The sequence below is a fragment of the Shewanella carassii genome (genome assembly GCF_002777975.1).
Classification (GTDB): Bacteria; Pseudomonadota; Gammaproteobacteria; order Enterobacterales; family Shewanellaceae; genus Shewanella; species Shewanella carassii.
The window spans coordinates 223,975-246,326 of record NZ_NGVS01000023.1; the positions used below are offsets into that span (position 1 = coordinate 223,975).

The following is a 22,352-nucleotide window of genomic DNA, read 5'->3' on the forward strand; positions in this document are numbered from 1 at the left end:
ACATTCAATGGGCGGTCCTGATGGCTCAACAACCCAGCGTTTGGCGCCAGATTGTTTTATTTCCCAGTGTAAGTGCTTGAAGCTACTTGTCAATTATCATCCCTGGTTAGGGACGATAAGTTATCTGTTCGGAATACAAATCGGCGACCTGGCGGGTAAACTGCTGTTTGAGTATTTGAATTTGTTCTGGCTTATTTTTTACCAAGCGACTGCGGGTTGCCAAACTGCTGCTGATAAAGAGCTTAAACCAGGTATCCAAGGCTTCGGCGCAGCCTTGTTCCCCTAAAGATTGCAGAGTTAATATCGCCACTTCGGCGGTGCCCATCTGAAAGTCGCGGCTGCCCTTTCTAAGCTGATAGCGAGCCAAGGTTTCAGCGCTGAATGACAGCATAGGTAATTGATGCAGATAACTACTCTTGCGAAACATCTTCACCGCCTCACGCCAACTGCCATCGAGCACAATAAACAGCGGCAGCTTGGCTTGCTCGGGCTCTCCCTGATTAGCGAGCACCTCACTCAAAGCCTCAGTCACCACCTCTTGCCCAGGTAAGGCATATTCCCCAGGAAACACCAGGTAGGGTTGATAATCCGGGTTTTCCAGCAAGGCCAAGAGTTGAGGGTCCGGCTGAGTTCGCGACCAGAGAAAGGCATGGGTATCCGGAATGAGGTCGGCTATCAAACGCCCACTGTTGCTGGGTTTCAATACCTCGGCATCATACATAACCAGCGCAAACGCCGCTTTGGAAGGCAACAGTCGCCTGTGCTCACAGGTACAAAAGCTCTGCTCCAACAGACAACGACCGCAGCGAACAAGATTCTTGCCCCTTGATGCATAAGGTTTGGTCGACAGCGACTGACGGTGTTCATACAGGCGGTGAACCGCGTGAGGTTGAATTGACATGAATATCCCGAATGACAATGACTTAATAGCTAGTTTGTGCCACTGGATTAGGAGTGGTGTTGAGGCAGTGACAGCCGAACCTAATGGCCGGCGCAGTTTACTGCCGCATCCTGGTTGCAGCAAGCGCTTTAAGCTCACTCTTTCCCGGGGGGAATGCTGGCGGCTTGCCGATAACACGAGTAACAGGCTTGGGGATCCAAAAATTAATTTACCAAAGCAGACTGTAAACATCTTATTCCACATCAATATTCAACTGCTGACTTCAAAACCAATAAAAGCGAAGGTGCGCGGGTTACAGAGGTGACTTTCTGTTGGCCTTGCCCAAGAATCAAGCTAACAACTGTAAACTAATAATTACACGCTATTGTGCCGAATGAAAAGTTATCAACATCCCTAGTTTTTTCTTGTTTAACAGCGACTTCTGTCATTGAAATTGCAAAATAGCCGAGTATTATAGCGCCCGTCTCGGGGAGACCCCGAGCAGGAAGATGCGCCTCCCTATCCGGCACTCGTCTTTGCGTATCTTCCCAAACGATCTTTTAGTTCTGTATCAAGGTTGTGGAGTATTGACTGTGGTACCTGATGAGAATGTTTCCGGCGTATCCTTGAGCCCCCTGTTAATCATGCTGGTGATGATGGTCGCCTGCGGCCAGATAGCCCAAACCATTTTTGTGCCCGCTCTGCCTATGATGGGTGAGCAATTTAGTGTCAGCGCCGGTCAGTTGCAGGCGATTATGGGCACTTATCTGTTGGCCTATGGCCTGCTGCAATTTGTTTATGGCCCGGTATCGGACAGGTTCGGCCGCAAGCCACTGCTGCTTATCGGTCTCAGTCTGTTCGTCGTAGGCGCCTTCATTGCTGCCTGCGCCGAGAACTTTAACACCCTGTTGCTCGCCAGTGCCATTCAAGGCTGCGGCACCGCCAGTGCCGGCGCCCTTTGCCGCTCTATTCCAAGAGATTTCTTCTTCGGTGAAAAACTGGTGCGCTTCAACAGTTATGTGTCCATGGCCGTGGTGTTCTCGCCGCTGCTGGCTCCCTTTATTGGCGGGGTGTTGAGTGTGCATTATGGCTGGCATGCCGTGTATTGGTTCCTGGCGTTGTTCGGGATCTTTGTGATAATCACTCTGGCGTTGAAATTCAAGGAATCTCTGCCCAAAGAAAAACGCCAGCCACAATCTGTGTTCAAGTCTTATGCCTTGGTACTCAAACACAGAGCCTTTCGCGGTTATCTGCTGTCATTGGTGGCTACCTTCGCCGGGATTGCCGCCTTTGAGGCCATTGCCGGTATTCTCTATGGCCAGGTGTTAGCCATGAGTCCCATGATGGTCAGTTGCTATTTCGTGGCCCCTATTCCGGGTTATCTTTTGGGCGCCTGGTATGCCGGCAGACAAGCCTCACTGCATAAACTGTTTCACCACGGTGTGGCTCTGCTGGGCGCCGGGGCGTTATTTTTACTGCTGCCCGGCCTGTCGACTCTGGTGATAGGCTGGTGCCTACTGATTGGCTCAGTGCTCTTCTTTACCGGGGCAGGCATATTGTTTCCGGCACTGACATCGGCAGCGCTTGAACCTTTCCCGCGCCAAGCCGGAGTTGCCGGCGCCCTGCTCGGTGGCCTGCAGAACTTTGCCGCCGGTCTTGCGGCCATGTTGATGTCGCTGGTGCCTATGATGGGGCAACTCAGCATAGGGCTTTTGACTTCGTCCATGGTGGTGCTGGTGGTGTTGGCCCTCAACTATGCCAGAACCCATCCGGATATCGATGTCCATACCGCCGGGGACCCGCTCTGATTTCCCTGTCAAACCATTAAACAAGACCGGCCAACGACCGGTCTTGCTGTTTCTATCCCTTACACTTCATTCTCTTCTTTTCGGTTCAGACTTCGTTGGCGTTTTAGTCGACTGACGCATTCGCTTTTGGACGCTATCCTTATGCGCCTTGTCAAACGGCGATCATGACAACAAAGCCAAAACAACCGAATAGATCAGGCATAAAAAGCGCCCCTAAAGGAGCGCTGGTTTCTAGATCTGAAGTTAAGCCGATAGCCTAACCAACAGCCAAACCAATTTAACCGGTTTGGCGACTGATTAGGCCGATTATTCGGCCAGCTCTTTCTCCAGTTGCTGCGCCACCGCTTCGGGCGAACTGGAATGGCGGGCAAACAGTGAGTAAGCCACAGGGATCACCAACAGGGTAAACACTGTAGCCAGCAAGATGCCAGAGAGCACCACTACACCGATAACAAAACGGGTCTCGGCGCCTGCCCCCTCGGCAAGCACCAGAGGCACGGCGCCGGCGGCCGTGGTTATACCTGTCATCAGTATCGGTCTGAGCCTTTGGTTGGCCGCCTGCAATATAGCGGCGTCGAACTCAAGTCCCTTATCCCTGAGCTGGTTGGCAAACTCGACGATAAGAATACCGTTTTTGGCCGCCAGCCCCACCAACATGATGATGCCTATCTGGCTGTAGATATTCAAACTTTGGCCGGTCAGCAGTAGGCCCACCAAGGCGCCCACGGTTGCCAGCGGCACAGTCAGCATGATCACCATGGGGTGGATATAGCTTTCAAACTGCGCCGCCAATACCAGGAACACAATTCCCAGCGCCAACAGAAACACGAAGTACATGGAGCTGCCGGACTCCTGATAGTCGAGCGACTGGCCTTTGTAGCTTATCAAGGCTTCTGCCGGTAGATAGGTGTGGGCCAAATCATTGAGATAATCGAGTGCCTCACCCAGGCTGTAACCTTCCGCCAGACTGGCCTCCAGGGTTATCGCCCGCATCCGGTTGTAGCGATTGAGCTGACTGGCGTCGGCAAACTCCTCTATGTTCACCAGATTCGAGAGTGGGATCAGCTGCTTGCTGCGATCTGAGCGCACATAGATATTCTGCATATCCGAGGCGGTGTTCTGGCTGTCGCGGTTCCCCTCAATGATCACGTCATACTCTTCACCGTCGCGCATAAAGGTAGTCACCAGGCGTGAACCCAACATGGATTCCAGTGTACGCCCTATATGAGCGATGGAAACCCCGAGATCGGCCGCCCTGTCTTTGTCGATAACGACTCTGAGCTGAGGCTTGGTTTCCTTGTAGTCATGATCCAAACCGACCAGATTGGGATTTTCCGCCGCTTTTTCCAGCATGATGTCGCGCCATCTGGCGAGCTCCTCATAACTGGGGCCGCCAATGACAAACTGTACAGGTTTACCGACACCGCGGCCAAAGGCCTGGCGCATCACGGGAAATGCCCTGACACCGGCGAGATCGGCAAGCCTTGCGCGGATATCATTGATGATCTCCTTGGCGGGACGGCGCTGGCCCCAATCATTGAGTACTATGATCGCCATACCGTTGGAGAAGTTGGCCGAGCCGCCCCAACCGCGAGGCGCACGGATCAACAAACGTTTGACTTCGCCGCTGTCGACCAAAGGCATCAAACGCTGTTCCACCTCGTTCATATAGGCTTCAATATATTCATAGCTGGCGCCCTCCGGGCCATTGACCATCAGGAACATTGAACCTCTGTCTTCCTGAGGAGCAAACTCCTGCGGGATCTGTTTAACCATGTAGGCACTGGCCCCAAGAGCCGCCACCACCAACAGGGAAACCAGCAAGGGGTGCTTCATGGCGCCGGTGAGGCTGCGGCTGTAAAAGCTTGCCAGAGCGTTCATTCCCTTGTCGACCTGGCGCATCAGCCAGGTATCCTGGCTCGCGGGTTTAAGTAGTTTGGAGCACATCATGGGGCTGAGTGTCAGTGCCACTATCGAGGAGAACAACACGGCAGCACTCATGGTGACGGCAAACTCTTTAAACAACTTGCCGAGATCGCCATCGAGGAAGGTGATCGGCATAAATACCGCCACCAATACCGCCGTAGTGGCGATAACCGCAAAGGCCACCTCTCGGGCGCCGAGGAAAGCGGCTTTCAGTGGACTGTCGCCCTCTTCGATGCGGCGGTGAATGTTTTCCAGCATCACGATGGCATCATCCACCACCATGCCGATGGCTAGGATCATCGCCAGCAGGGTCAAGAGGTTAATTGTGTATCCCAAGGCGTAAAGCACAATAAAAGTGGCCAGTAGGGATACGGGCACAGTCAGCGCCGGGATCAACATGGCGCGCACGCTGCCAAGGAACAGGTAGATGACGATGATCACCAGAATAATGGCGATAAACAGCGTCTGATAAACCTCGTCTATAGAGGCTTCGATAAACACCGAGCTGTCGTAGGAGCGTTTGATCTCCATCCCCTGGGGCAGAGTCGGGTTGATCTCATCCACCAGTTTATTCACTGCCCGCGCCACTTCCAAAGTATTGGCGGTAGACTGTTTAGAGACCCCCAAGCCTATCATGGCCTCGCCGTTACCGCGGAACATGATCCGTTCTTCTTCCGAGCCGATTTCGACCTGAGCCACATCTCCAAGTTTAACCAGGTAGCCATCGCCCCCTTGGGCCAGCACCAGGTTGGCAAAGTCTTCGGCGGTGCGAAAGCTACGCTCAAGCCTTACCGTAAAGTGGCGCTCCTTGGATTCGATGGAGCCGGCCGGCAGTTCGACGTTTTCCGATCGCAGCGCCGCTTCGATATCGGCCACCGTCAGGTTGCGGGCCGCCAGCGCCTGGCGGTCAATCCAGACCCGCATGGCGTAGACCTTGCCACCGCCGACACGCATATTGGCTACCCCATCAATGACGGAGAATCTGTCGGTGAGGTAACGACGGGCATAATCGGTGAGCTGCAAAGTGGTCATCTGATCCGACACCAGATTGAGCCACATGATCACTTCATCGCCGCCATTGGCCTTTTGCACTTCCGGTGGGTCGGCCTCTTCCGGCAAATTATCGAGTAAACCTGAAATACGGTCGCGAACATCGTTGGCCGCCGCTTCAATATCCCGGTCAATATCAAACTCAAGCACCACGGAAGAGCGGCCGTCTGTACTGGATGAATTGATATGGCGTATGCCTTCAACGCCACTGATCCTGTCTTCAATCAGTTGAGTGATCCGGCTTTCCACCACGGAGGCACTGGCGCCGCGATAGCTGGTATCTATCGAGACTATCGGCGGGTCAATATCCGGGTATTCGCGCAGCGGCAACTTATCGAAGGACACCAGACCGAAAGCGATCAACAAAAGGCTGATGACCGAGGCGAAAACCGGCCGTTTAACGGAAATGTCTGTCAGTATCATGCTGTGGTCTTCGCCTCTTCAGCCGTCAGGAAGCTGAAATGTTCCTTGAACTCCACCTTGACCTTGTCACCGGGACGGACTTTGAGGATCCCGCGAATGATCACCTGCTCACCCAGCTCGACGCCTTCGAGAATTTCCACCCAGCCACGGCTGCGCAGCCCAATGGTGACCTGTCGCTGTTCTACCACACCTTCGCTGTTGGCCAGATAGAGGTAGTGGCGGTTTTGAATAGGAATAATAGCCGACTCTGGCAGCAGTAACGCCTCACGGTTTTGCTTGATGAGCTTGACCTTCATCAACATTCCAGGCAGCAGTTGACCATCGGGATTGGGAATTTCGGCGCGCACCACGACTGCCCGTGTGGTTGGGTTAACCCGGCTGTCGATGGAAACAACCTTGCCGCGAAACAGCTTATCCGGGTAAGCGACCGCGCTGGCTTCCACGATTTTGCCCGGCAACAAGTCCTGAATAAAACGTTCGGGAACCGAGAAGTCCAGCTTGATCACCGAGATATCATCCAAGGTGGTGATCACCACCCCCGGGGTCACCAGGCTACCGACCGAGACTTGGCGTAAACCCAGGCGACCATTGAAGGGGGCGGTGATCTGCCTGTCCCGCAGCGCCGCCTGTGCCTGCTCGACTTCGGCCTTGGCACTTTCTATCAGGGTTTGCAGTCGGTCGCGTTCGGTTTCAGCAACTGTCTTGCTGGTGACCAGCGAGCTAATGCGGTCGAACTCGCGGGTATTCTCCCGCACCTTGATCCTGGCCAGTTCCACCCTAGCCTGCTGTTCGGCGTCCTGCAGTTTGGCTAGCAACTGTCCTTGCTTGACTATCTGACCATCATCGAAACGAATCGAGGTCAGCACATCGCTGACCTTGGGGGTGATGGTGACTGACTCATAGGCTTTGGAAGTGCCAAGGGCCTCCACTTCATCCCGCACGGCCTGAATGGCGGCCTTATACACCACAACATTGGGTACCGGGCGGGCCTTTTTCTCCGCTGGGGCTTGCTGCTGATGCCATTGCTGATAACCAATGGCTGCGGCCGCCAGTAGTACCACTAGGAGTATTATTTTTTTCATTGATTGTCCGAAGGTACAGAGTTTTATGGGTAAAACAGTTTACCCTGCGACTTATCGGCTTCAATACGTTTTACTTTTACTTACAAATTACATTTATTTGACACATACGTACACACAGTTAAAACAACTGCATCAACGCCGTCAGAGCAAAGATACAGGCTATAGATTGACCCAAAAACCAATGACTATTCTGCAAATGGCTTTATATACAGAGAGGCGTTGAATTCATCGCGCGTGCGGTAACTATGAGGAGGCAGGGTAAATATCAAACAAAAACATTATAAATTAAATGGTTATAAATGGTTACAAATGGTTTAGCGCTGAAAAAGCTGTAGAACTTGGGTACCGAGTTTTGGCACCCAAGGGCAGCTAGGCTTTTGAGGAGACCAAAAAAGGCGCCGAAATCGGCGCCTTTTCAATCACACTCTCTGGTATAAACCCGAAGAGCTTAACGCACTTTACGATCTTCGCGCATCAACTCCGCCAGGTTCTGATAGACGGCTTCAATGGTTTCATTCGCTAGCGGTTGGTCGGCCACATCGTGCAGGCGGATCTCTGTCTGCTCTTTGTTGGCAGCATTTTCCTGCAGCAATAAACGATAGCTGCCCTCTTTAAGCGCCAACTTGTTATCGCCCCACAGGGAACTCCAGAAACCAGAGTTGTCATTCAAGTTAACGTAGAACAAACCTTTGCTTGAGTCCATGTCCACCACTTCCAAGCCAAGCTCAGGCAGTACTAACCGTAGACGATCCCAGGTACGCTTGAATGGTGCATCGGCCACCCAGTAGCTCTCGCTGTCGCCGCCCTGATGCAATGACATATCAATGCCCAGACTCTGCTTGATGCGGTTGGCCTTGATCATCTGCTCCCGCTTGAGGCTCATATAGGCCACGGCACTGTTGAGCATGTCTATGGTGTAACGGCGCTTATCTTCACCGCTGAGCAATACCGGCAGCTCTGAGCCGTCATAATGCTCTTCGTGGTCGATAAGTGTGATCAGCAAATTACCGGTACGGCCATGAGGACGAACTTCGACATCGAAACGGAAACGCTGGCGCAGCTGGTAGACTTTATCGCTGCCAAACCAGGAAGAATCGAGCACCTGCTCAGTTTCAATCCAATCTGTTTCGATAGAGCCTTTATCATAATCTTCAGAGACTATGCCGTAGCCTTGCTTTTGCAGGTAACCCTTAACCGTGCTGAAGATCTCCTGCTTAAGATCAACGCTGTTGTCGATGGACTCAACCACAACCTTGATGTTGTCACTGCCCTCTTCCACATGGGTGCCTTCAGCCATGGGCAGCACTTGCAAAGGGGGACGAATATCGAGTTTTTCACCGACAAACTCAGGATTGCTCTTGGCGCCCGCTTGCGGGATCTCAAACTCTTTACTGAACCTTGGGGTGTCCAAACCTTCCGGGATCACCAAAAGAGCTGAAGTGCTGGCTTCAACATACTCGAAGTTGCCATTGGCCTGACGACGGTCAATCGGCGTGCTGCAGGCTGAAACTGCGACAACCAGCACTAAGGGGGAAACTTGCTTTAGCATTAAATTATTTAACCTCTATCCCGGCTTTTTGCATTGCGTTAAGCAACAGACCATGAAACTCCTTGGAAAGTTCAGTCAAAGGCAAACGAATTGTGCCTTCGCTGATGAGTCCCATGCGATGGGCTGCCCACTTAACCGGTATTGGGTTAGCCTCACAAAAGAGTGCGCTGTACAGGCCACTCAGGGGTTCATCCACGGCTTTTGCCTCTGCCGCTCTTCCTTGCAGCGCCGCCTCACACATGGCCTTAAACGCCTTAGGGACGATATTGTTGGCAACCGAGATCACCCCATTACCGCCAAGGGCCAGAAATTCACGCGCCGTGGCATCATCACCACTGAACAGCAGAAAATCATCGCCGCAAAGCTCACGCAGCTGTTTAACCCGTACGAGATCGCCTGTGGCTTCCTTCACCCCTATGATGTTGGGCACATCACAAAGCTGAGCAACGGTTTCCGGCTTCATGTCGACCGAAGTACGACCGGGAACGTTATATAGAATTTGGGGAACATCCGTGCTGGCGGCAACCGCCTTATAATGGGCAACCAACCCCTTGGGAGTGGGTTTGTTGTAGTAGGGTGTCACTCCCAGCATGGCGGCCACATCGAGTTTCGACAATCCCCGGGTCAGCTCTATGGCTTCAGCGGTGGCATTGGCGCCATTACCACCAATGACGGGAATACGACCTGCGGCAAAAGAAAGGGTTTGTGACACCACTTCGAGGTGTTCGCGAATGGGTAGAGTGGCAGATTCGCCTGTGGTACCGACTGCGACTATGGCATCGGTTCCCTGCTCGATATGAAATTCCACCAAACGCTCGAGACTTGCAAAATCCACTGAGCCATCGCCTTTCATGGGCGTAATTAAGGCTACGATGCTTCCGTTTATCATCTTATGTCCCCAAGATTTCAGGATTCGCTATGGTACTGGTGCAGCCAGCCAATGACAAGCACTGTCAGGGCTAACAAATCGAATAAGTTGTGGTAGCATGGTCGACTGCACAAAAAACTCAGCTCAAAGGGGCTGAGTTTTCGCTCTATGATACCGGAAATATGAGGAAAATTCATGACCAACTACCTGGTCGTTACCGCTATGGGGGCCGACCGTCCCGGCCTAGTCAGCAAACTGGCAAGATTGGCCAGTGATTGCGACTGTGACATAGTCGACAGCCGCATGGCGCTATTCGGCAACGAGTTTACTCTAATTATGATGTTGTCCGGCTCCTGGGCATCCATTACCAAGATAGAAACCAGCCTTCCCAGTCTCAGTGTCGAGCTTGAGCTGATGACGGTGATGAAGCGCACCTCCAAGCACACGCCACAAAACTATATCTCGCGTATTGAAGTGACCTTCAACGGTCAGGATCAGCGCGGCACCATGAAGCGCATCTCCCAGTTTTTGGCAGACAGGTCTTTGGATCTCGGTGCGGTGCGCTCCTACTCGGAAGAACTGCCGGACGGCAGCCAGACTCAGCACGTTTTCCTGGCCATCAATATCCCGGAAAAGGTCGAACTGGATAAACTGGAAACCAGCATCCAGGCCTTGGCCGAAGAGATGTCCCTGACCTGCAATATCAAACGTATGCAGGGTATTGCGGTTCCCAAGGCCGATTGAATCCCACATCATCTAGATAGAGATCAAAAGGATTGAACGCATGAACACCTTAAAAGCGGGCGATAAAGCGCCACTCTTCACCCTTAAAAACCAAAACGATGAAAATGTTTCACTGCAAGATTGTCTACAAAAAGGTCGGGTACTGGTGTACTTCTACCCCAAGGCGATGACACCGGGCTGTACAGTGCAAGCCTGCGGCCTGAGAGACAGCAAGGCGGAACTGGACGAATTCAATGTGACCGTACTTGGAATAAGCATTGATCCCGTGGCAAGACTGGGCAAGTTTATCGATAAGCATCAGCTCAACTTCACCCTGCTCAGCGATGAAGACCACGCAGTAGCCGATGCCTTCGGTGTCTGGGGCGAGAAAAAATTTATGGGCAACGTTTATGATGGCCTGCACCGCCTGAGTTTTCTGATTGACCAGGACGGCACCATCAGCCACAGGTTCGACAAGTTCAAGACCAAAGATCATCATCAAGTGGTGCTGGACTATCTCAAGGTATAAATCCCACGGCTATTTGTCGGCTTCTTTACCGGCATTCACTGCATAAAGCCTAAGCCCTGTAGCTTCAAACCAAAGACACTAAAAAGCCCGCAATGCGGGCTTTTGTTGTTCTGCAGATACCTAATGCCTCAGAAACCCTTTCCCTGAAAATAGGGCCACAGGATAGCCAGAGCGATTGACCACATGGTCAACCAGATAAATCTGTCCAGATAACGCCAGGCCGCTGGACGGCTGAATACGGGAGCCAACAGGCGCGCACCAAAGCTCAGACTAAAGAACCAGATAAAGGAAGCCAGTACGGCCCCGGCACCAAACCAGCCCCTGACCTCGGTATCAAACTTTGTGCTTATGCTACCGAGCAAAACTACGGTATCCAGATACAGATGTGGGTTCAAAAAGCTGATGGCCAAAGTAGTGATCATCGCCTTGCGAAACGAATCCGCGGCTTCGGTATCCCCGGTCTCCAATCCCTGACTCTTGAACGAGGAACGCAGCGCATTAAAACCGTACCACAATAAGAAGGCGGCACCGCCAAAGCTCGCCAGATGTTTTATGGCCGGCACCGCCAAGATCAACTGCCCTAGCCCGGCAACTCCCGCGGTGATCATCAGGGCGTCTATCAAAGAGCAAGTCAAGGCGATAGGAAACGGATAGGCACGTTTGATGCCCTGCTTCAATACAAAGGCGTTCTGAGCTCCCACGGCAATGATCAGACTGGCACCTATCCCCATGCCCTGAATGAAAGCGGTTTGCATAATCTCTCCAACAGCAGGTCGTCGCAATAATCGGCGACCAATAAAGGTTTTCAATGGCGGCAGTTTACTCCCGGCAAGAAAATTAATATAACTAATGTTTTTTATCGGTCATTAGCAAAACTTATAATTGAGCAAAGATTAACCCAAGGAGTCGTTATGCTGGACTACAGTCATCTCAAGGCTTTGTCCGTGGTGGTCGCCGAAGGCGGCTTTGAGCGGGCCGCCAAACGGCTGCATGTAACCCAATCGGCGGTATCACAACGGATAAAGCAGCTTGAAGAAAGAATGGGTCAAGCGCTGCTCGTCAGGAGTAATCCCGTGGTGCCGACACCAACAGGCAAGCGGCTCTTGCGCCACTATGCTCAAGTCGAACTGCTGGAGACTGAGCTCAGAGTCGAAATGGACGCCGACGATCCGGCCATGCCCACTGTAGTGAGAATTGCGGTGAACGCCGACAGTCTGGCAACCTGGTTTCTGCCGGCTATTAGTGCCATGTTCGCCCGCCGCGGTTGGTTGTTGGAGCTGATCGTGGATGATGAGTCTTACACTCATCACCTACTGAAAAACGGTGAAGCGGTTGGCTGCGTGACCACCTTGGGGCAAGCGATGAACGGCTGCTCCAGCGAGTTTCTCGGGGTGATGGAGTATGCCTGTGTGGCCACGCCTGAGTTTGCCGAACGCTATTTCGACGGTCTGCCGAATACCGATTCACTGGCTTCGGCACCGGCAGTGGTGTTCTCCACCCGCGACAAGCTGCATGAAAAGTACTTGAAGCGCTACTTCGAGATGTTGCCGGGACAATGGTGGCAACACACAGTACCTTCATCGGAAGGCTTTCTGGAAGCGATTTTACAGGGATTGGGTTATGGACTGGTTGGCCATCTGCAAGCCCAGCCGCTGCTGGCATCCGGACGCCTGATAGAGCTGACACCCATGATGCGGATGCGGGTACCACTCTATTGGCAGCACTGGAACCTCAAGGCCAAGCAGACCACGCTGGTATTCAGGGCATTGGCGGCGAGTGCCAGAAACCACTTGTTGCCCGAATGAATAGCGATTGAAAAAACACAGGCGACCTTAGGCCGCCTGTGTCGGTTAACTTGAAATTGACCGCCTTATTCGGCTTGCGCCTCTAAAGCGGCTTTGGCCGCATCGGCTTCGGCGTTGGGCCAGGCGTTCAGTACAGCCTTGACCAGCGAGGCCAGCGGGATCGCGAAAAACACGCCCCAAACGCCCCAAAGACCGCCGAAGACCAACACTGCGGCTATGATGATCACCGGGTGCAAGTCCACCGCATCGGAGAACAACAAAGGCACCAGCAGGTTACCATCCAGCGCCTGAATTATACCGTAACCCAGCATCAGATAACCGAACTCGGGGCTGACGCCCCACTGGAAGAAGGCAACCAGAGCAATCGGTAAGGTCACCAAGGTGGCACCAACGTATGGGATCAACACTGAAAGCCCGGTCAACACCCCGAGCAGCGCCGCATAACGCAGATCCATCAGGGCAAAGAACACGTAACTCACGACCCCGACAATCACAATTTCAATCACTTTGCCGCGAATGTAATTGAAGATCTGTTGATTCATCTCGAACCAAACCTTACGGGCCAGGTCACGATTGCTGGGGAAGAAACGCTTGCTGCCGCGGATCAGTTCATCTTTATCCTTGAGGAAAAAGAATACCAACAGCGGCACCAGGATGGCGTAAACCATCAAGACCAGCAAAGAGGCCGAATAGCCGAGGAGCTGAGTGGCAATATCCAAGAGATGCTGGGTATCGAGCAATTTTTTGAGTTCGGACACCATGGTATCGAGCTGATCTGTTGAGATAAACTGCGGATACTGCTGCGCCTGCTCCTGTAGCAGGATTATCCCCTTATCGAGCATGTTGGGCAGATCGCTAAGCAGCGCGGCCCCCTGGCGCCAGATGCTGGGGATCAGGCCGAATGACAACAAGATCATTAAGCCGATAAAGAGGACCAGTACCAAAGAGGCGGCCGCAGTTCGACTTATCCCTATTCTCGCCATCTGTGCCACCGGCCACTCCAGCAAAAAGGCCAGTACCAGAGCGACCAATAGTGGCATCAGCAAGCCACCGGCAAAATAGATGGTTAACGCAATGCCAAGCAGAATAAACAATAGTGTCAGAGCCTGAGGATCACTGAAGCGGGCCTGGTACCAACGACTCAAATAACTAAACATCCGGGATTCCTGTGCTGATGATGGCTGCGCCATCTTGATTATCGCTTCTTCAAGAAGCTGTCTAGTATAGATACTGCGCTGCTATTCAGTTATGGCAACTGAGACATGTAAGCGCAAAACGGCCGGCTCGTCGGACGCTATCCGACAATCATAACCTTGTTTTTTTGCAAAGCGGGGAACATCCTGCCGCGATCCTGGGTCTGAAAGCAAGAGACACAGAGTTTCACCGGGCCGCAAACGTTTCATCGCCATCTTGGCCTTGACCAGGGCTTCGGGACAACGACTCTGAGTTAAATCAATTAAAACCATGATGAGCTTGCTAAACATAAACCTCGGCTATTATCCTAAGTTGCAACTCAAACCACAAGCCAGGCAGTTATGCATTAGTGGCATACAGGAAATCTAATCAGCTTGAGTACTTTGACTTTTTCCAAGTTCCGACAATCCATTCTGGCCGGTGCCACCTCTCTCCTGCTCGCCACCGCCAGCCAGAGTTTCGCCAATAACGACCTGCCGGATCTCGGTACCGCCGCAGTCAACACTTTCAGTCTCGAAAAAGAGATGGTCTATGGTGACGCCTATATGCGGGTTATTCGTTCCCAGGCGCCTGTGTTATCCGATCCTGTGTTGAGCCAATATGCCACTGAGCTGGGTAACAAATTGGTGGCCCATGCCACCGGGGTTAAGACCCCCTTCTATTTCTTCCTGCTGCGAAACGATGAAATCAACGCCTTTGCCTTTTTCGGCGGCCATGTGGCAATCCATACAGGCCTGTTTCTCAACGCCGACAATGAAAGTGAATTAGCCTCGGTACTGGCGCACGAAATTACCCACGTAACCCAGAGGCACTTGGCGCGCTCACTCGAAGCCCAGGAGAAAGCCAGCCCGGCCACCATTGCCGGGCTGCTCGGTGCCATCTTGTTGACCATAGCGGCGCCTCAGGCCGGGATGGCGGCGCTGGCCACCACTCAGGCATTATCGACCCAGTCCAAAATAAACTATACCCGCTTGCATGAAAAAGAAGCCGACAGGATAGGCATGCAAATTCTGGTGGAATCCGGTTTCGATCCCAACGCCTCGGCAAACTTCTTCGGCAAACTGGCGGCCCGTTACCGTTTTACCTCCAAGCCGCCGCAAATGCTGCTGACTCACCCCCTGCCCGAATCGCGGATCACCGATGCCCGTAACCGCGCGGCTCAGTATCCCCACAGATATGTGGCAGACAACCTTAACTTCCATCTGGCCAAAGCCAGGATCCAGGTGCGCTTTTCCAGCTATAGCGATGATGCGGCACTGTCGTTGTTTGAAACCCAATTAACCAAGCACAACTACGCCTTTAAAGATGCGGCCCTCTATGGCAAGGCATTGGCACTGTTTCGCCTCAAGGACTTCAAACAATCCGAGCAGCTGATAGATCAATTGCTGGAAAAAGATCAGGACAACCTCTTCTATCTTGATACCAAAACCGATCTACTGGTGGAGCGTAAAGATTATCAGGGTGCGATAAAGATGTTGGAAGCCCAGAGACGCCTCAAACCCACTTCCCAGGTGATAAATGCCAACCTGGCCAGTGTTTATCTCGAAAGTAAACAGCCACAGCGGGCAATCCCTATTCTCGAGGATATGGCGTTTCTGGATAAGCAAAACCCCTTGCCCTATCAATTACTGACCGAAGCCTATAAGCAAACCGGCAACAAGACGCTGGAACACTTCTCCAATGCCGAGTCCATGGCCCTCAGAGCCGACTACAAGGGGGCTATCGATCAGCTCAACTTTGCTTACAAAGCCGCCGATGGCCAGCCTCTGCAGATTGCCAGAATCGAGGCCAAAATACGCCAGTTCCGTGTCGCCGACCGAGCGCTGGACGAATTGAAGAAATAGTCGGCTTACACTTTGATTATGCTGGCTTTCACTGGCCCGTTAGTCGGGCCACTTTCCCCTGACGTCAGCGTAGATTTTTGTTATCATCGTCGCACTTTTCAGCCAAGGTAAAGAGAAAACCTATGACCCAGGTCACTATTTTCCATAATCCTCGCTGCTCCAAGAGCCGCGAAACACTGGCACTGCTGGAGTCCAAAGGCGTCGAGATCCAGATTGTCGAGTATCTGAAACAAGTGCCCGATGCAACCACTATCAGTGAACTGCTGACCAAATTGGGGATCAGTGCCCGCGAACTGATGCGCACCAAGGAAGAGGAATACAAGGCTCAGGGGCTGAATAATCCCGAACTGACCGAAGTCCAGTTGATTGCCGCCATGGTCGCCACTCCCAAGTTGATCGAACGTCCCATAGTGCTGGCCAACGGTAAGGCCGCCATCGGCCGCCCACCGGAAAACGTATTGGCGATACTATAAATGAGCAGTCAGGCGTTATTGCAAGTCTCACGACTAGGCTATCTGCTACTGGCAGCTTTGTTGGCCTATGCCTTTATCGATAAGGGGCTCAATGGCGAATACTCGCTGCTGTTCACCAGTCTTTGGCTGGTGCCCTTGCTGCTGCCGCTGCCGGGTATCCTCAAAGGCAATCCCTATACCTTTGCCTGGGCCAGCTTTATTCTCTGTCTCTATCTTTTGCACGGCTTAACCTTGCTCTATATAGCCCAGGGCTATGAATGGTGGTTTGCGCTGATTGAGAGTCTGTTTATATCATGCTTACTGATCAGCATGCCCTTCTACGCCCGCAAGCGCGGCCGCGAGTTGGGTCTGGGACTCAAGAAACGCGCCAAAGACAAAGAGTAAACTGGAATAATAAATTAGGAGCCGATGATGGCTCCTTTTTTGTGTTTTGTTCAGCTCTTGCTCTACCGTCCTCACATACTGGCATAATTTGCAACAATTTTTCCCATCTTAAGGACTATTGGTCACCCTGCTGGCCCGTGCTATAGTGCCCAAGTCTTGCAACTATTTTCATACAAAAACAACAAATAACAACAAACAACAACAAGCAGTCAACCAAGTGGAGCCGTGCCATGAAGATACTGCCTTACCTCCCCTTCACCTGTACTCTATTGCTCACCGCCTGTGGCGGTGGTGGCAACGATGATGGCAGCGACCTTATCCCACCTGTCGTTACCCCACCTCCGGCCTTGTCGCGCTGTGAACAGCCAAGTGAATTCGACAACCAAACCACAGCTTCTGGTCTGGTTTTTAAGCTACAAAGCCACTATTTAGCCGGTCAGCAAAGCAGTGTTCTGACCACACTGGGTACGCTCAACAGCCGTAATATACAGTTCCAGTGGCAGCAGTTGTCCGGGCCCAGTGTCGATATGGACATCAATGACAGCCCTGTGTTGGCCTTTGTGCCGATACAAAGCGGTGATTACCGCTTTCAGTTGAATATCAGCGGCAGTGATCTCAGCCTGCAGGAAACGGTAACCGTGACAGTAATGGACGGAAATGGCCTGAATATCCGCCAGGATCACCAAGTGGTAGAGGGCAACAATGTCAGCGTGCGACTGGATAGAGTCAATGGCGCAGTGGCAAACAACATCAGCTGGTGTATTGCCGCCGGACCTGAGCTCAACCTGGATCTGACCAACCCTGAACGCCCCTTGTTTGTTGCACCCGAGGTCAATCAAGACACAGGAGTGATCTTAAGAGCCAGCGCCAGTGTCAATGGCGAGACCTTAAGCGATGAAGTCAGCATACTGATAACAGATGAAGCGCAAATCACCTCAGAGTATTTTGATACGCCCATCGCCCGCACCCATGCCTACAAACGCAACTCGCCTTATGCCGAAGTGTTAAAGCGCTGCACTTATTCCAATCAGTTGAGCGCTTGCCAGCTCAGTACCCTGCCCTTGATAGGCCAAGGCGCCGGCGGCATCAGTGATAAAGAAGCGATAATGAATCGGGTACTGGTATCTCACGACTGGATGGGACGTAATTTTGAAGCCTTCCTCGATCAAATGGACACTCATGGTGACTTTGCCACCTTGCTGCAGTCTGTCACCGCCGTGGTGATAAGTTACGATGTCCGCCCGTCCTTTTACTGGGTGGTTACAGGTGCTATCTATCTGGATCCGGAAGATCTTTGGTTGACGGCAACTGAGCGCGACAGTATCAATGAAGCGCCGGATTACCGTGCCGGTTTCGGTAATGAACTGCAGTTCCTGATCCCCTGGCGTTATGTCAAAGACAACGATTATGCTTCTGTCTATCGTGATCGCAGCCAGCGCAGCAACCGCCCTATCAGCGAGTTGACAACCGATCTCTCCTCGCTGCTTTATCACGAGTTGGCCCATGCCAATGACTTTTTCCCGCGCAGTGTTCACCAAAGCCTTGAGGGGCCGACTTTGCTGGATGACTATTACCGACGCACGGCGCAAAAAGCCTTGATATCGGATCAGCTCAGCAGCGCCTATCCGCTGGGCAGTACAGAGATGAGCGCCCTGGCCGGCGTGAGCTTTATGGGTGAAACGGCTACCGCCACCCAAAAGGCATATACGCCCGGGGATGTCAGTGGCTTCTTCTCCGCAGACAGAGCCAATGACTTTTACAACTACAGCACCCCCAGGGAAGATGCCGCCATGCTGTTTGAAGAAGCCATGATGAGCTACCGTCTTGGCGTGCAGCGTGATGTGGCGATTACAGACAAACCCGAAACTGTGACCGCAAACAGCATCAGGGTCGACTGGGGCCAGCGGGGACGGATCGGTGCCAGCGAACTCAGAAACCGTACAAGCTTGGTGCTGAGCGAAATGATGCCTGAGCTCAATGCTCAGCTGCTGCTGGATAGTTTGCCGGCGCCGCTGCAGATGCAACCAGGCCTGAGCTGGGCGGCCAACCTCGGCATATCACCCACACTTGTGGCGCCGAAGAGCAATGTCCAGCGTCAGCAAGGGCCTGAGCAGCCCCAAGTGCCGCTGCGTTTAAGTGGCGATCGCCACAAAACTCCCGTAGGAGTAAACAGACCCTGACACGCTTTTCGGTTTATTCGAGCATCAAAAAAGCGCAGCTCCGGCTGCGCTTTTTGAATGCGTTTAAAGTAACTGGCTTAAATTCGGCAGTCAGAGGCGCAACATCTCTTTGATAAAGGGGATGGTCAACTTACGCTGATGAACCATGGAGGCCTTGTCCAACCTGTCCAACACATCGAACAAGGTGCGCAGATCACGGGCCAAACGATTGAGCAGAAAACGGCCCACATCTTCCGGTAACTGCAAGCCACGCATCGCAGCGCGGCGCTGCAATGCCACCAGTTTTTCCTCATCGGCCATGGGTTGCAACTGATAGTTGAGCCCCCATTGCATCCTTGAGATCAGATCCGGTAAGGCAAAACCGGCATCTATGGGGGCCGCACTGCCGCTGACCACCAGTGCACAATGCTTCTGCTCGGCCACCCGGTTATAGAGATCGAATATCGCTTCTTCCCATAAAGGGTGACCGGCAATGGCATCGACATCATCGATACAAACCAGATCGAGCTGCTCCAAGCCTTCGAGTAAAGCGGTAGAGATACTGGCGTGAATGCCCAGAGGAATGTAAAAGCTACTGCGTTCCAGTTCATTGGCATGAGCACAGGCGGCGTGCATCAAGTGAGTTCGTCCCGACTTCACCGGCCCCCATAAGTAGACGGCCCCCTGGCTACGGCCTTCGGCACAAGCCCTCAAGGTCTGGATGAGTTCATCGTTTCCTGCCGCGGGATAATAACTGTTAAAAGTCTCATCGTCCGGCAAGTGAACGGGCAGTGAAAGTTGCAATGGTGAGTTTTGTGTCACTCAGGATCGTTCCAAATCGCAGTAAATCAAGTAATGCGGGCGCCAAGTCTAGCATGACTGGCGCCGCTGTTAAAACCTCAACGGCTGTGCCATTGGTAAGGACCTAAGGGCTGGTTCACATTATCGCTGAATTCTGTGCTATTCGATGGCTGCGGCAATAGAATGGTACTTTCATTGCTTTGCACTGGGTTCAAGCCTTGAAACCCACCCTCGGCCAACGATAAACGAGGCTCTAGACGCAGCAGATTTTTTAAGTCCTCTACCGAGCCAAAGAGTTGCACGCTAAAGGTAGCACTGTCCCCCTGCAGAGTACTGAGACTGGCACCTCGCACCGCGCTGAGTTGATTGAGAAATGCCTCTATCTCAACCAATTGTTTCATTTGGTTGATACCGGTAAAACGCACCTTGCTCTGTAGAACATCGCCTGAGTCGGCAATCGCATACCGAGACACAAAATAATCAGACAGTGACAGTATCATCTCCGCCACGGCATCATCCTTACTGGCGGCCTGACCACGACGACTGAGCAGAGGTTGACCCAAAGACTGGCTGACATCTGTCTTTGGGTAGAGCTGCAACTGATAATTGAACTCACTGCCATTTTGTTCCAGTGAACCCATGGCAAAAAAGTCAGCCTGATAGCGACCTGAAGCACCCGCGACGGTATCGGCAAACAAACCACGCACATCGTTGACATTAACGCGCATCAGATCGTCCAGATCCATCAAAGGAAACATCAAGGGCACACCACGTTCCATCGAGGCATTGGCAAACGCCTTACGCTCTGCAGCGCTCGAGTCATCACTGAGGATGACCTTCTCATTATTGATATCCGTGCTGAGCCAAACCAGGGTCAATGGACGTTGTTTGCCCCACACAGGCAAACCGGCTTCACGCAGCATGTTGATAATCTTGCCATGATCAAAACTGGCCTTTAGCTTCAGCCCCTCCTCAGTATCGAGATAACCAAATTGGCTGACCAGGGTGTCAACGTTTGCAAGCTTGGCCTGGATTTCCGGGTTTTCGAGCGCACTGCGGGAGCCGGAGTTTTTCAAAACAACATCTTCCAATGCTTTCTTGAGCCCCTTGCTCTTCTCGGCACTGGTTCTGGATTCCACGGCAACTGTGGCTTCATCCAAACGTTTGACTTCCACCGCCTGGGCCAAGGTTGTGGCACAGAACAGGGAGAGAAAAACAACTGGCTTTATAAATGAATTCAGCATCTTTGCGACGGTAAAAGTGGTCGGAATGGCAAAAGTGTATCATATATGCCTCACTTGGCGAGCCGCAGAAATGGAAAAACCTTGGAGTTTGTGAACCCGGGGGAACAACAACACAAACTGTAAAAGTTTGATCTGGACCGCTAAAAAAGGAGTCCACTCTTGGCGTCAAACTGGTAACATTAACCGGTTTAACCACAATACGGATAAAAAAATGAAATACCTTGCCCGTCCTCTGCAAGGCGCACAGATGCTATTTGTCGCTTTCGGAGCCCTGGTGCTGATGCCGCTGCTCACCGGCTTGGATACCAGCGTAGCCCTGTTCACCGCCGGATTCGGCACCCTGTTGTTCCAGTTAGTCACCAAACGCCAAGTTCCTGTTTTCCTCGCTTCCTCTTTTGCCTTTATTCCTCCCGTCATGTATGGCGTTCAAACTTGGGGGATTCCTGCCACTATGGGCGGTTTGATGGCTGCAGGCTGCGTCTACCTAGTGCTGGCTACTGTAGTGAAGCTGCGCGGCAGCGGCATCATCATGAAACTTCTGCCTCCCGTGGTGGTGGGTCCTGTGATCATTATCATAGGCCTAGGCCTGGCACCGGTTGCCGTGAATATGGCGCTTGGCAAAAGCGGTGACGGCAGCCAAGTGCTTGTGTCTCCGGATACCGCCCTTATTGTGTCTCTGGCGTCACTCTTGACTACCATAGCCGTGGCCATTTTTGCCAAGGGACTGCTGAAACTGATGCCAATCTTGGCTGGCATTATTGTCGGTTACGGCCTGAGCCTATTTTACGGCATAGTGGATTTCAATGTCGTGCATGAGGCCGCCTGGTTGGCGATGCCCAACTTCGTTGCCCCAGAGTTTAACTGGCATGCCATCCTCTTTATGATCCCAGTTGCCATTGCTCCGGCAGTAGAACACATAGGAGATATCCTGGCGATTTCCAATGTTACCGGTAAAGACTATTTGAAGAAGCCCGGTCTGCATCGCACTCTTGCCGGAGACGGGGTTGCCACCATAGCGGCCACCGCTTTTGGCGGTCCGCCAAACACCACTTACTCTGAAGTGACAGGTGCGGTGACCCTGACCCGCAACTTCGATCCTAAAATCATGACTTGGACAGCCATTACCGCTATCTTGCTGGCCTTTGTCGGCAAGCTTGGCGCCCTGATGCAAACCATCCCAGTGCCTGTAATGGGCGGTATCATGTGTTTACTGTTCGGTTCTATCGCCGCCGTGGGCCTCAACTCTTTGATCAAGCATCAGGTGGATCTCAGCGAGCCTCGCAACTTGTCTATTGTTGGGGTGACTCTAGTATTTGGTATCGGCGGTATGGCTTTTGGTATTGGCTCCTTCAGCCTCACCGGCATCAGCCTCTGCGGTATTGTGGCGATACTGATGAACCTGCTGCTGCCAGATAGTAAGCCTCATCAAAACCATACAAACAGTTCTGTCGCTGACGAAGCCTGATTTTTCTTGCGCGACCTGGGAGCGCCCTTCATGGGCGCTTTTTCATGTTCAATACCGCTTGAACCCTCAATGACCGGGCGGCATGTTCTGTCGTTGCCCGCTACCAGCGGCTGCAACAGTTGAATTTAAGGTAAATTTGCCTGCA

General features: G+C 52.5%; 19 protein-coding genes. 9 read left to right on the forward strand and 10 right to left on the reverse strand.

What is annotated here, in order from left to right; genetic code table 11:
• Nucleotides 1-106: 106 nt before the first annotated feature.
• Nucleotides 107-901: a tRNA-uridine aminocarboxypropyltransferase gene (locus CBE72_RS12010; protein WP_100143713.1), complete on the reverse strand. Its 795-nt coding sequence runs from the start codon at nucleotides 899-901 to the stop codon at nucleotides 107-109.
• Nucleotides 902-1,467: 566 nt separating this feature from the next.
• On the opposite strand from CBE72_RS12010, the gene emrD reads away from it, so the two are divergent.
• A complete protein-coding gene (gene emrD, locus CBE72_RS12015) occupies nucleotides 1,468-2,688 on the forward strand; it encodes a multidrug efflux MFS transporter EmrD (RefSeq protein WP_268239832.1) in 1,221 nt (406 codons plus the stop codon).
• A 306-nt stretch (nucleotides 2,689-2,994) separates the two neighbouring features.
• On the opposite strand, the gene CBE72_RS12020 is transcribed toward emrD, so the two are convergent.
• From CBE72_RS12020 to dapA, 4 genes are all read right to left on the reverse strand, one after another.
• Entirely contained in the window at nucleotides 2,995-6,087 is a 3,093-nt protein-coding gene (locus tag CBE72_RS12020; RefSeq protein WP_100143715.1) for an efflux RND transporter permease subunit, read from the reverse strand.
• Complete coding sequence (locus tag CBE72_RS12025) at nucleotides 6,084-7,169, reverse strand: efflux RND transporter periplasmic adaptor subunit (protein ID WP_100143716.1); 1,086 nt, start codon at nucleotides 7,167-7,169, stop codon at nucleotides 6,084-6,086. Before CBE72_RS12025 ends, CBE72_RS12020 begins: the two co-directional genes overlap by 4 nt.
• 448 nt (nucleotides 7,170-7,617) lie before the next feature.
• Nucleotides 7,618-8,718 carry an outer membrane protein assembly factor BamC gene (bamC, locus tag CBE72_RS12030; protein WP_100143717.1) on the reverse strand — a complete coding sequence of 367 codons (1,101 nt, stop codon included), beginning with the start codon at nucleotides 8,716-8,718 and terminating at the stop codon, nucleotides 7,618-7,620.
• Nucleotides 8,719-8,722: 4 nt separating this feature from the next.
• On the reverse strand, nucleotides 8,723-9,607 hold the full coding sequence (gene dapA / locus CBE72_RS12035) for a 4-hydroxy-tetrahydrodipicolinate synthase (RefSeq protein WP_100143718.1): 885 nt from the start codon (nucleotides 9,605-9,607) through the stop codon (nucleotides 8,723-8,725).
• 174 nt (nucleotides 9,608-9,781) lie between these two features.
• Here dapA and CBE72_RS12040 point away from each other — a divergent pair, with 174 nt between their 5' ends.
• Together CBE72_RS12040 and bcp are read left to right on the forward strand one after the other, a co-directional pair.
• On the forward strand, nucleotides 9,782-10,330 hold the full coding sequence (locus CBE72_RS12040; RefSeq protein ID WP_025009712.1) for a glycine cleavage system transcriptional repressor: 549 nt from the start codon (nucleotides 9,782-9,784) through the stop codon (nucleotides 10,328-10,330).
• Nucleotides 10,331-10,370: 40 nt separating this feature from the next.
• Nucleotides 10,371-10,838, forward strand: a complete 468-nt coding sequence (gene bcp, locus CBE72_RS12045; protein WP_100143719.1) for a thioredoxin-dependent thiol peroxidase — start codon at nucleotides 10,371-10,373, stop codon at nucleotides 10,836-10,838.
• Between the two features lie 128 nt (nucleotides 10,839-10,966).
• Here bcp and CBE72_RS12050 read toward each other — a convergent pair whose 3' ends face one another.
• Nucleotides 10,967-11,593, reverse strand: a complete 627-nt coding sequence (locus tag CBE72_RS12050) for a LysE/ArgO family amino acid transporter (protein WP_100143720.1) — start codon at nucleotides 11,591-11,593, stop codon at nucleotides 10,967-10,969.
• 156 nt (nucleotides 11,594-11,749) lie between these two features.
• On the opposite strand from CBE72_RS12050, the gene CBE72_RS12055 reads away from it, so the two are divergent.
• Entirely contained in the window at nucleotides 11,750-12,643 is an 894-nt protein-coding gene (locus CBE72_RS12055) for a LysR family transcriptional regulator ArgP (RefSeq protein WP_100143721.1), read from the forward strand.
• Nucleotides 12,644-12,708: 65 nt separating this feature from the next.
• Here the strand turns inward: CBE72_RS12055 and CBE72_RS12060 are convergent, their stop codons facing one another.
• Together CBE72_RS12060 and CBE72_RS12065 are read right to left on the reverse strand one after the other, a co-directional pair.
• Nucleotides 12,709-13,800: an AI-2E family transporter gene (locus CBE72_RS12060; RefSeq protein WP_100143722.1), complete on the reverse strand. Its 1,092-nt coding sequence runs from the start codon at nucleotides 13,798-13,800 to the stop codon at nucleotides 12,709-12,711.
• 81 nt (nucleotides 13,801-13,881) lie between these two features.
• Nucleotides 13,882-14,127, reverse strand: coding sequence for a sulfurtransferase TusA family protein (locus tag CBE72_RS12065; RefSeq protein ID WP_371873717.1), 246 nt, complete (start codon nucleotides 14,125-14,127; stop codon nucleotides 13,882-13,884).
• 84 nt (nucleotides 14,128-14,211) lie between these two features.
• On the opposite strand from CBE72_RS12065, the gene bepA reads away from it, so the two are divergent.
• The 4 genes from bepA (at nucleotide 14,212) to CBE72_RS12085 (ending at nucleotide 18,718) form a co-directional block, all read left to right on the forward strand.
• Nucleotides 14,212-15,681: a beta-barrel assembly-enhancing protease gene (gene bepA / locus CBE72_RS12070; protein WP_100143723.1), complete on the forward strand. Its 1,470-nt coding sequence runs from the start codon at nucleotides 14,212-14,214 to the stop codon at nucleotides 15,679-15,681.
• A gap of 122 nt (nucleotides 15,682-15,803) precedes the next feature.
• Nucleotides 15,804-16,154 (forward strand): arsenate reductase (glutaredoxin), encoded by a 351-nt coding sequence (gene arsC, locus CBE72_RS12075; RefSeq protein ID WP_100143724.1) that lies wholly within the window; start codon nucleotides 15,804-15,806, stop codon nucleotides 16,152-16,154.
• Nucleotides 16,155-16,538: a DUF2069 domain-containing protein gene (locus CBE72_RS12080; RefSeq protein WP_100143725.1), complete on the forward strand. Its 384-nt coding sequence runs from the start codon at nucleotides 16,155-16,157 to the stop codon at nucleotides 16,536-16,538.
• Nucleotides 16,539-16,768: 230 nt separating this feature from the next.
• Nucleotides 16,769-18,718 (forward strand): hypothetical protein, encoded by a 1,950-nt coding sequence (locus CBE72_RS12085; RefSeq protein ID WP_100143726.1) that lies wholly within the window; start codon nucleotides 16,769-16,771, stop codon nucleotides 18,716-18,718.
• Between the two features lie 90 nt (nucleotides 18,719-18,808).
• Here the strand turns inward: CBE72_RS12085 and hda are convergent, their stop codons facing one another.
• Both hda and CBE72_RS12095 read right to left on the reverse strand, forming a co-directional pair.
• Nucleotides 18,809-19,519: a DnaA inactivator Hda gene (hda, locus tag CBE72_RS12090; RefSeq protein WP_100143727.1), complete on the reverse strand. Its 711-nt coding sequence runs from the start codon at nucleotides 19,517-19,519 to the stop codon at nucleotides 18,809-18,811.
• 77 nt (nucleotides 19,520-19,596) lie between these two features.
• Nucleotides 19,597-20,742 (reverse strand): DUF2066 domain-containing protein, encoded by a 1,146-nt coding sequence (locus tag CBE72_RS12095; RefSeq protein WP_100143728.1) that lies wholly within the window; start codon nucleotides 20,740-20,742, stop codon nucleotides 19,597-19,599.
• Between the two features lie 211 nt (nucleotides 20,743-20,953).
• On the opposite strand from CBE72_RS12095, the gene CBE72_RS12100 reads away from it, so the two are divergent.
• Complete coding sequence (locus CBE72_RS12100) at nucleotides 20,954-22,207, forward strand: uracil-xanthine permease family protein (RefSeq protein ID WP_100143729.1); 1,254 nt, start codon at nucleotides 20,954-20,956, stop codon at nucleotides 22,205-22,207.
• Nucleotides 22,208-22,352: the final 145 nt, after the last annotated feature.

Bases quoted from the DNA above. Each gene is read 5' to 3' on its own strand.
- CBE72_RS12010 (WP_100143713.1), bottom strand. From the start codon at position 901: ATGTCAATTCAACCTCACGCGGTTCACCGCCTGTATGAACACCGTCAG.
- CBE72_RS12020 (WP_100143715.1), bottom strand. From the start codon at position 6,087: ATGATACTGACAGACATTTCCGTTAAACGGCCGGTTTTCGCCTCGGTC.
- CBE72_RS12025 (WP_100143716.1), bottom strand. From the start codon at position 7,169: ATGAAAAAAATAATACTCCTAGTGGTACTACTGGCGGCCGCAGCCATT.
- bamC (WP_100143717.1), bottom strand. From the start codon at position 8,718: ATGCTAAAGCAAGTTTCCCCCTTAGTGCTGGTTGTCGCAGTTTCAGCC.
- dapA (WP_100143718.1), bottom strand. From the start codon at position 9,607: ATGATAAACGGAAGCATCGTAGCCTTAATTACGCCCATGAAAGGCGAT.
- CBE72_RS12040 (WP_025009712.1), top strand. From the start codon at position 9,782: ATGACCAACTACCTGGTCGTTACCGCTATGGGGGCCGACCGTCCCGGC.
- bcp (WP_100143719.1), top strand. From the start codon at position 10,371: ATGAACACCTTAAAAGCGGGCGATAAAGCGCCACTCTTCACCCTTAAA.
- CBE72_RS12050 (WP_100143720.1), bottom strand. From the start codon at position 11,593: ATGCAAACCGCTTTCATTCAGGGCATGGGGATAGGTGCCAGTCTGATC.
- CBE72_RS12055 (WP_100143721.1), top strand. From the start codon at position 11,750: ATGCTGGACTACAGTCATCTCAAGGCTTTGTCCGTGGTGGTCGCCGAA.
- CBE72_RS12060 (WP_100143722.1), bottom strand. From the start codon at position 13,800: ATGTTTAGTTATTTGAGTCGTTGGTACCAGGCCCGCTTCAGTGATCCT.
- CBE72_RS12065 (WP_371873717.1), bottom strand. From the start codon at position 14,127: ATGTTTAGCAAGCTCATCATGGTTTTAATTGATTTAACTCAGAGTCGT.
- arsC (WP_100143724.1), top strand. From the start codon at position 15,804: ATGACCCAGGTCACTATTTTCCATAATCCTCGCTGCTCCAAGAGCCGC.
- CBE72_RS12080 (WP_100143725.1), top strand. From the start codon at position 16,155: ATGAGCAGTCAGGCGTTATTGCAAGTCTCACGACTAGGCTATCTGCTA.
- CBE72_RS12085 (WP_100143726.1), top strand. From the start codon at position 16,769: ATGAAGATACTGCCTTACCTCCCCTTCACCTGTACTCTATTGCTCACC.
- CBE72_RS12095 (WP_100143728.1), bottom strand. From the start codon at position 20,742: ATGCTGAATTCATTTATAAAGCCAGTTGTTTTTCTCTCCCTGTTCTGT.
- CBE72_RS12100 (WP_100143729.1), top strand. From the start codon at position 20,954: ATGAAATACCTTGCCCGTCCTCTGCAAGGCGCACAGATGCTATTTGTC.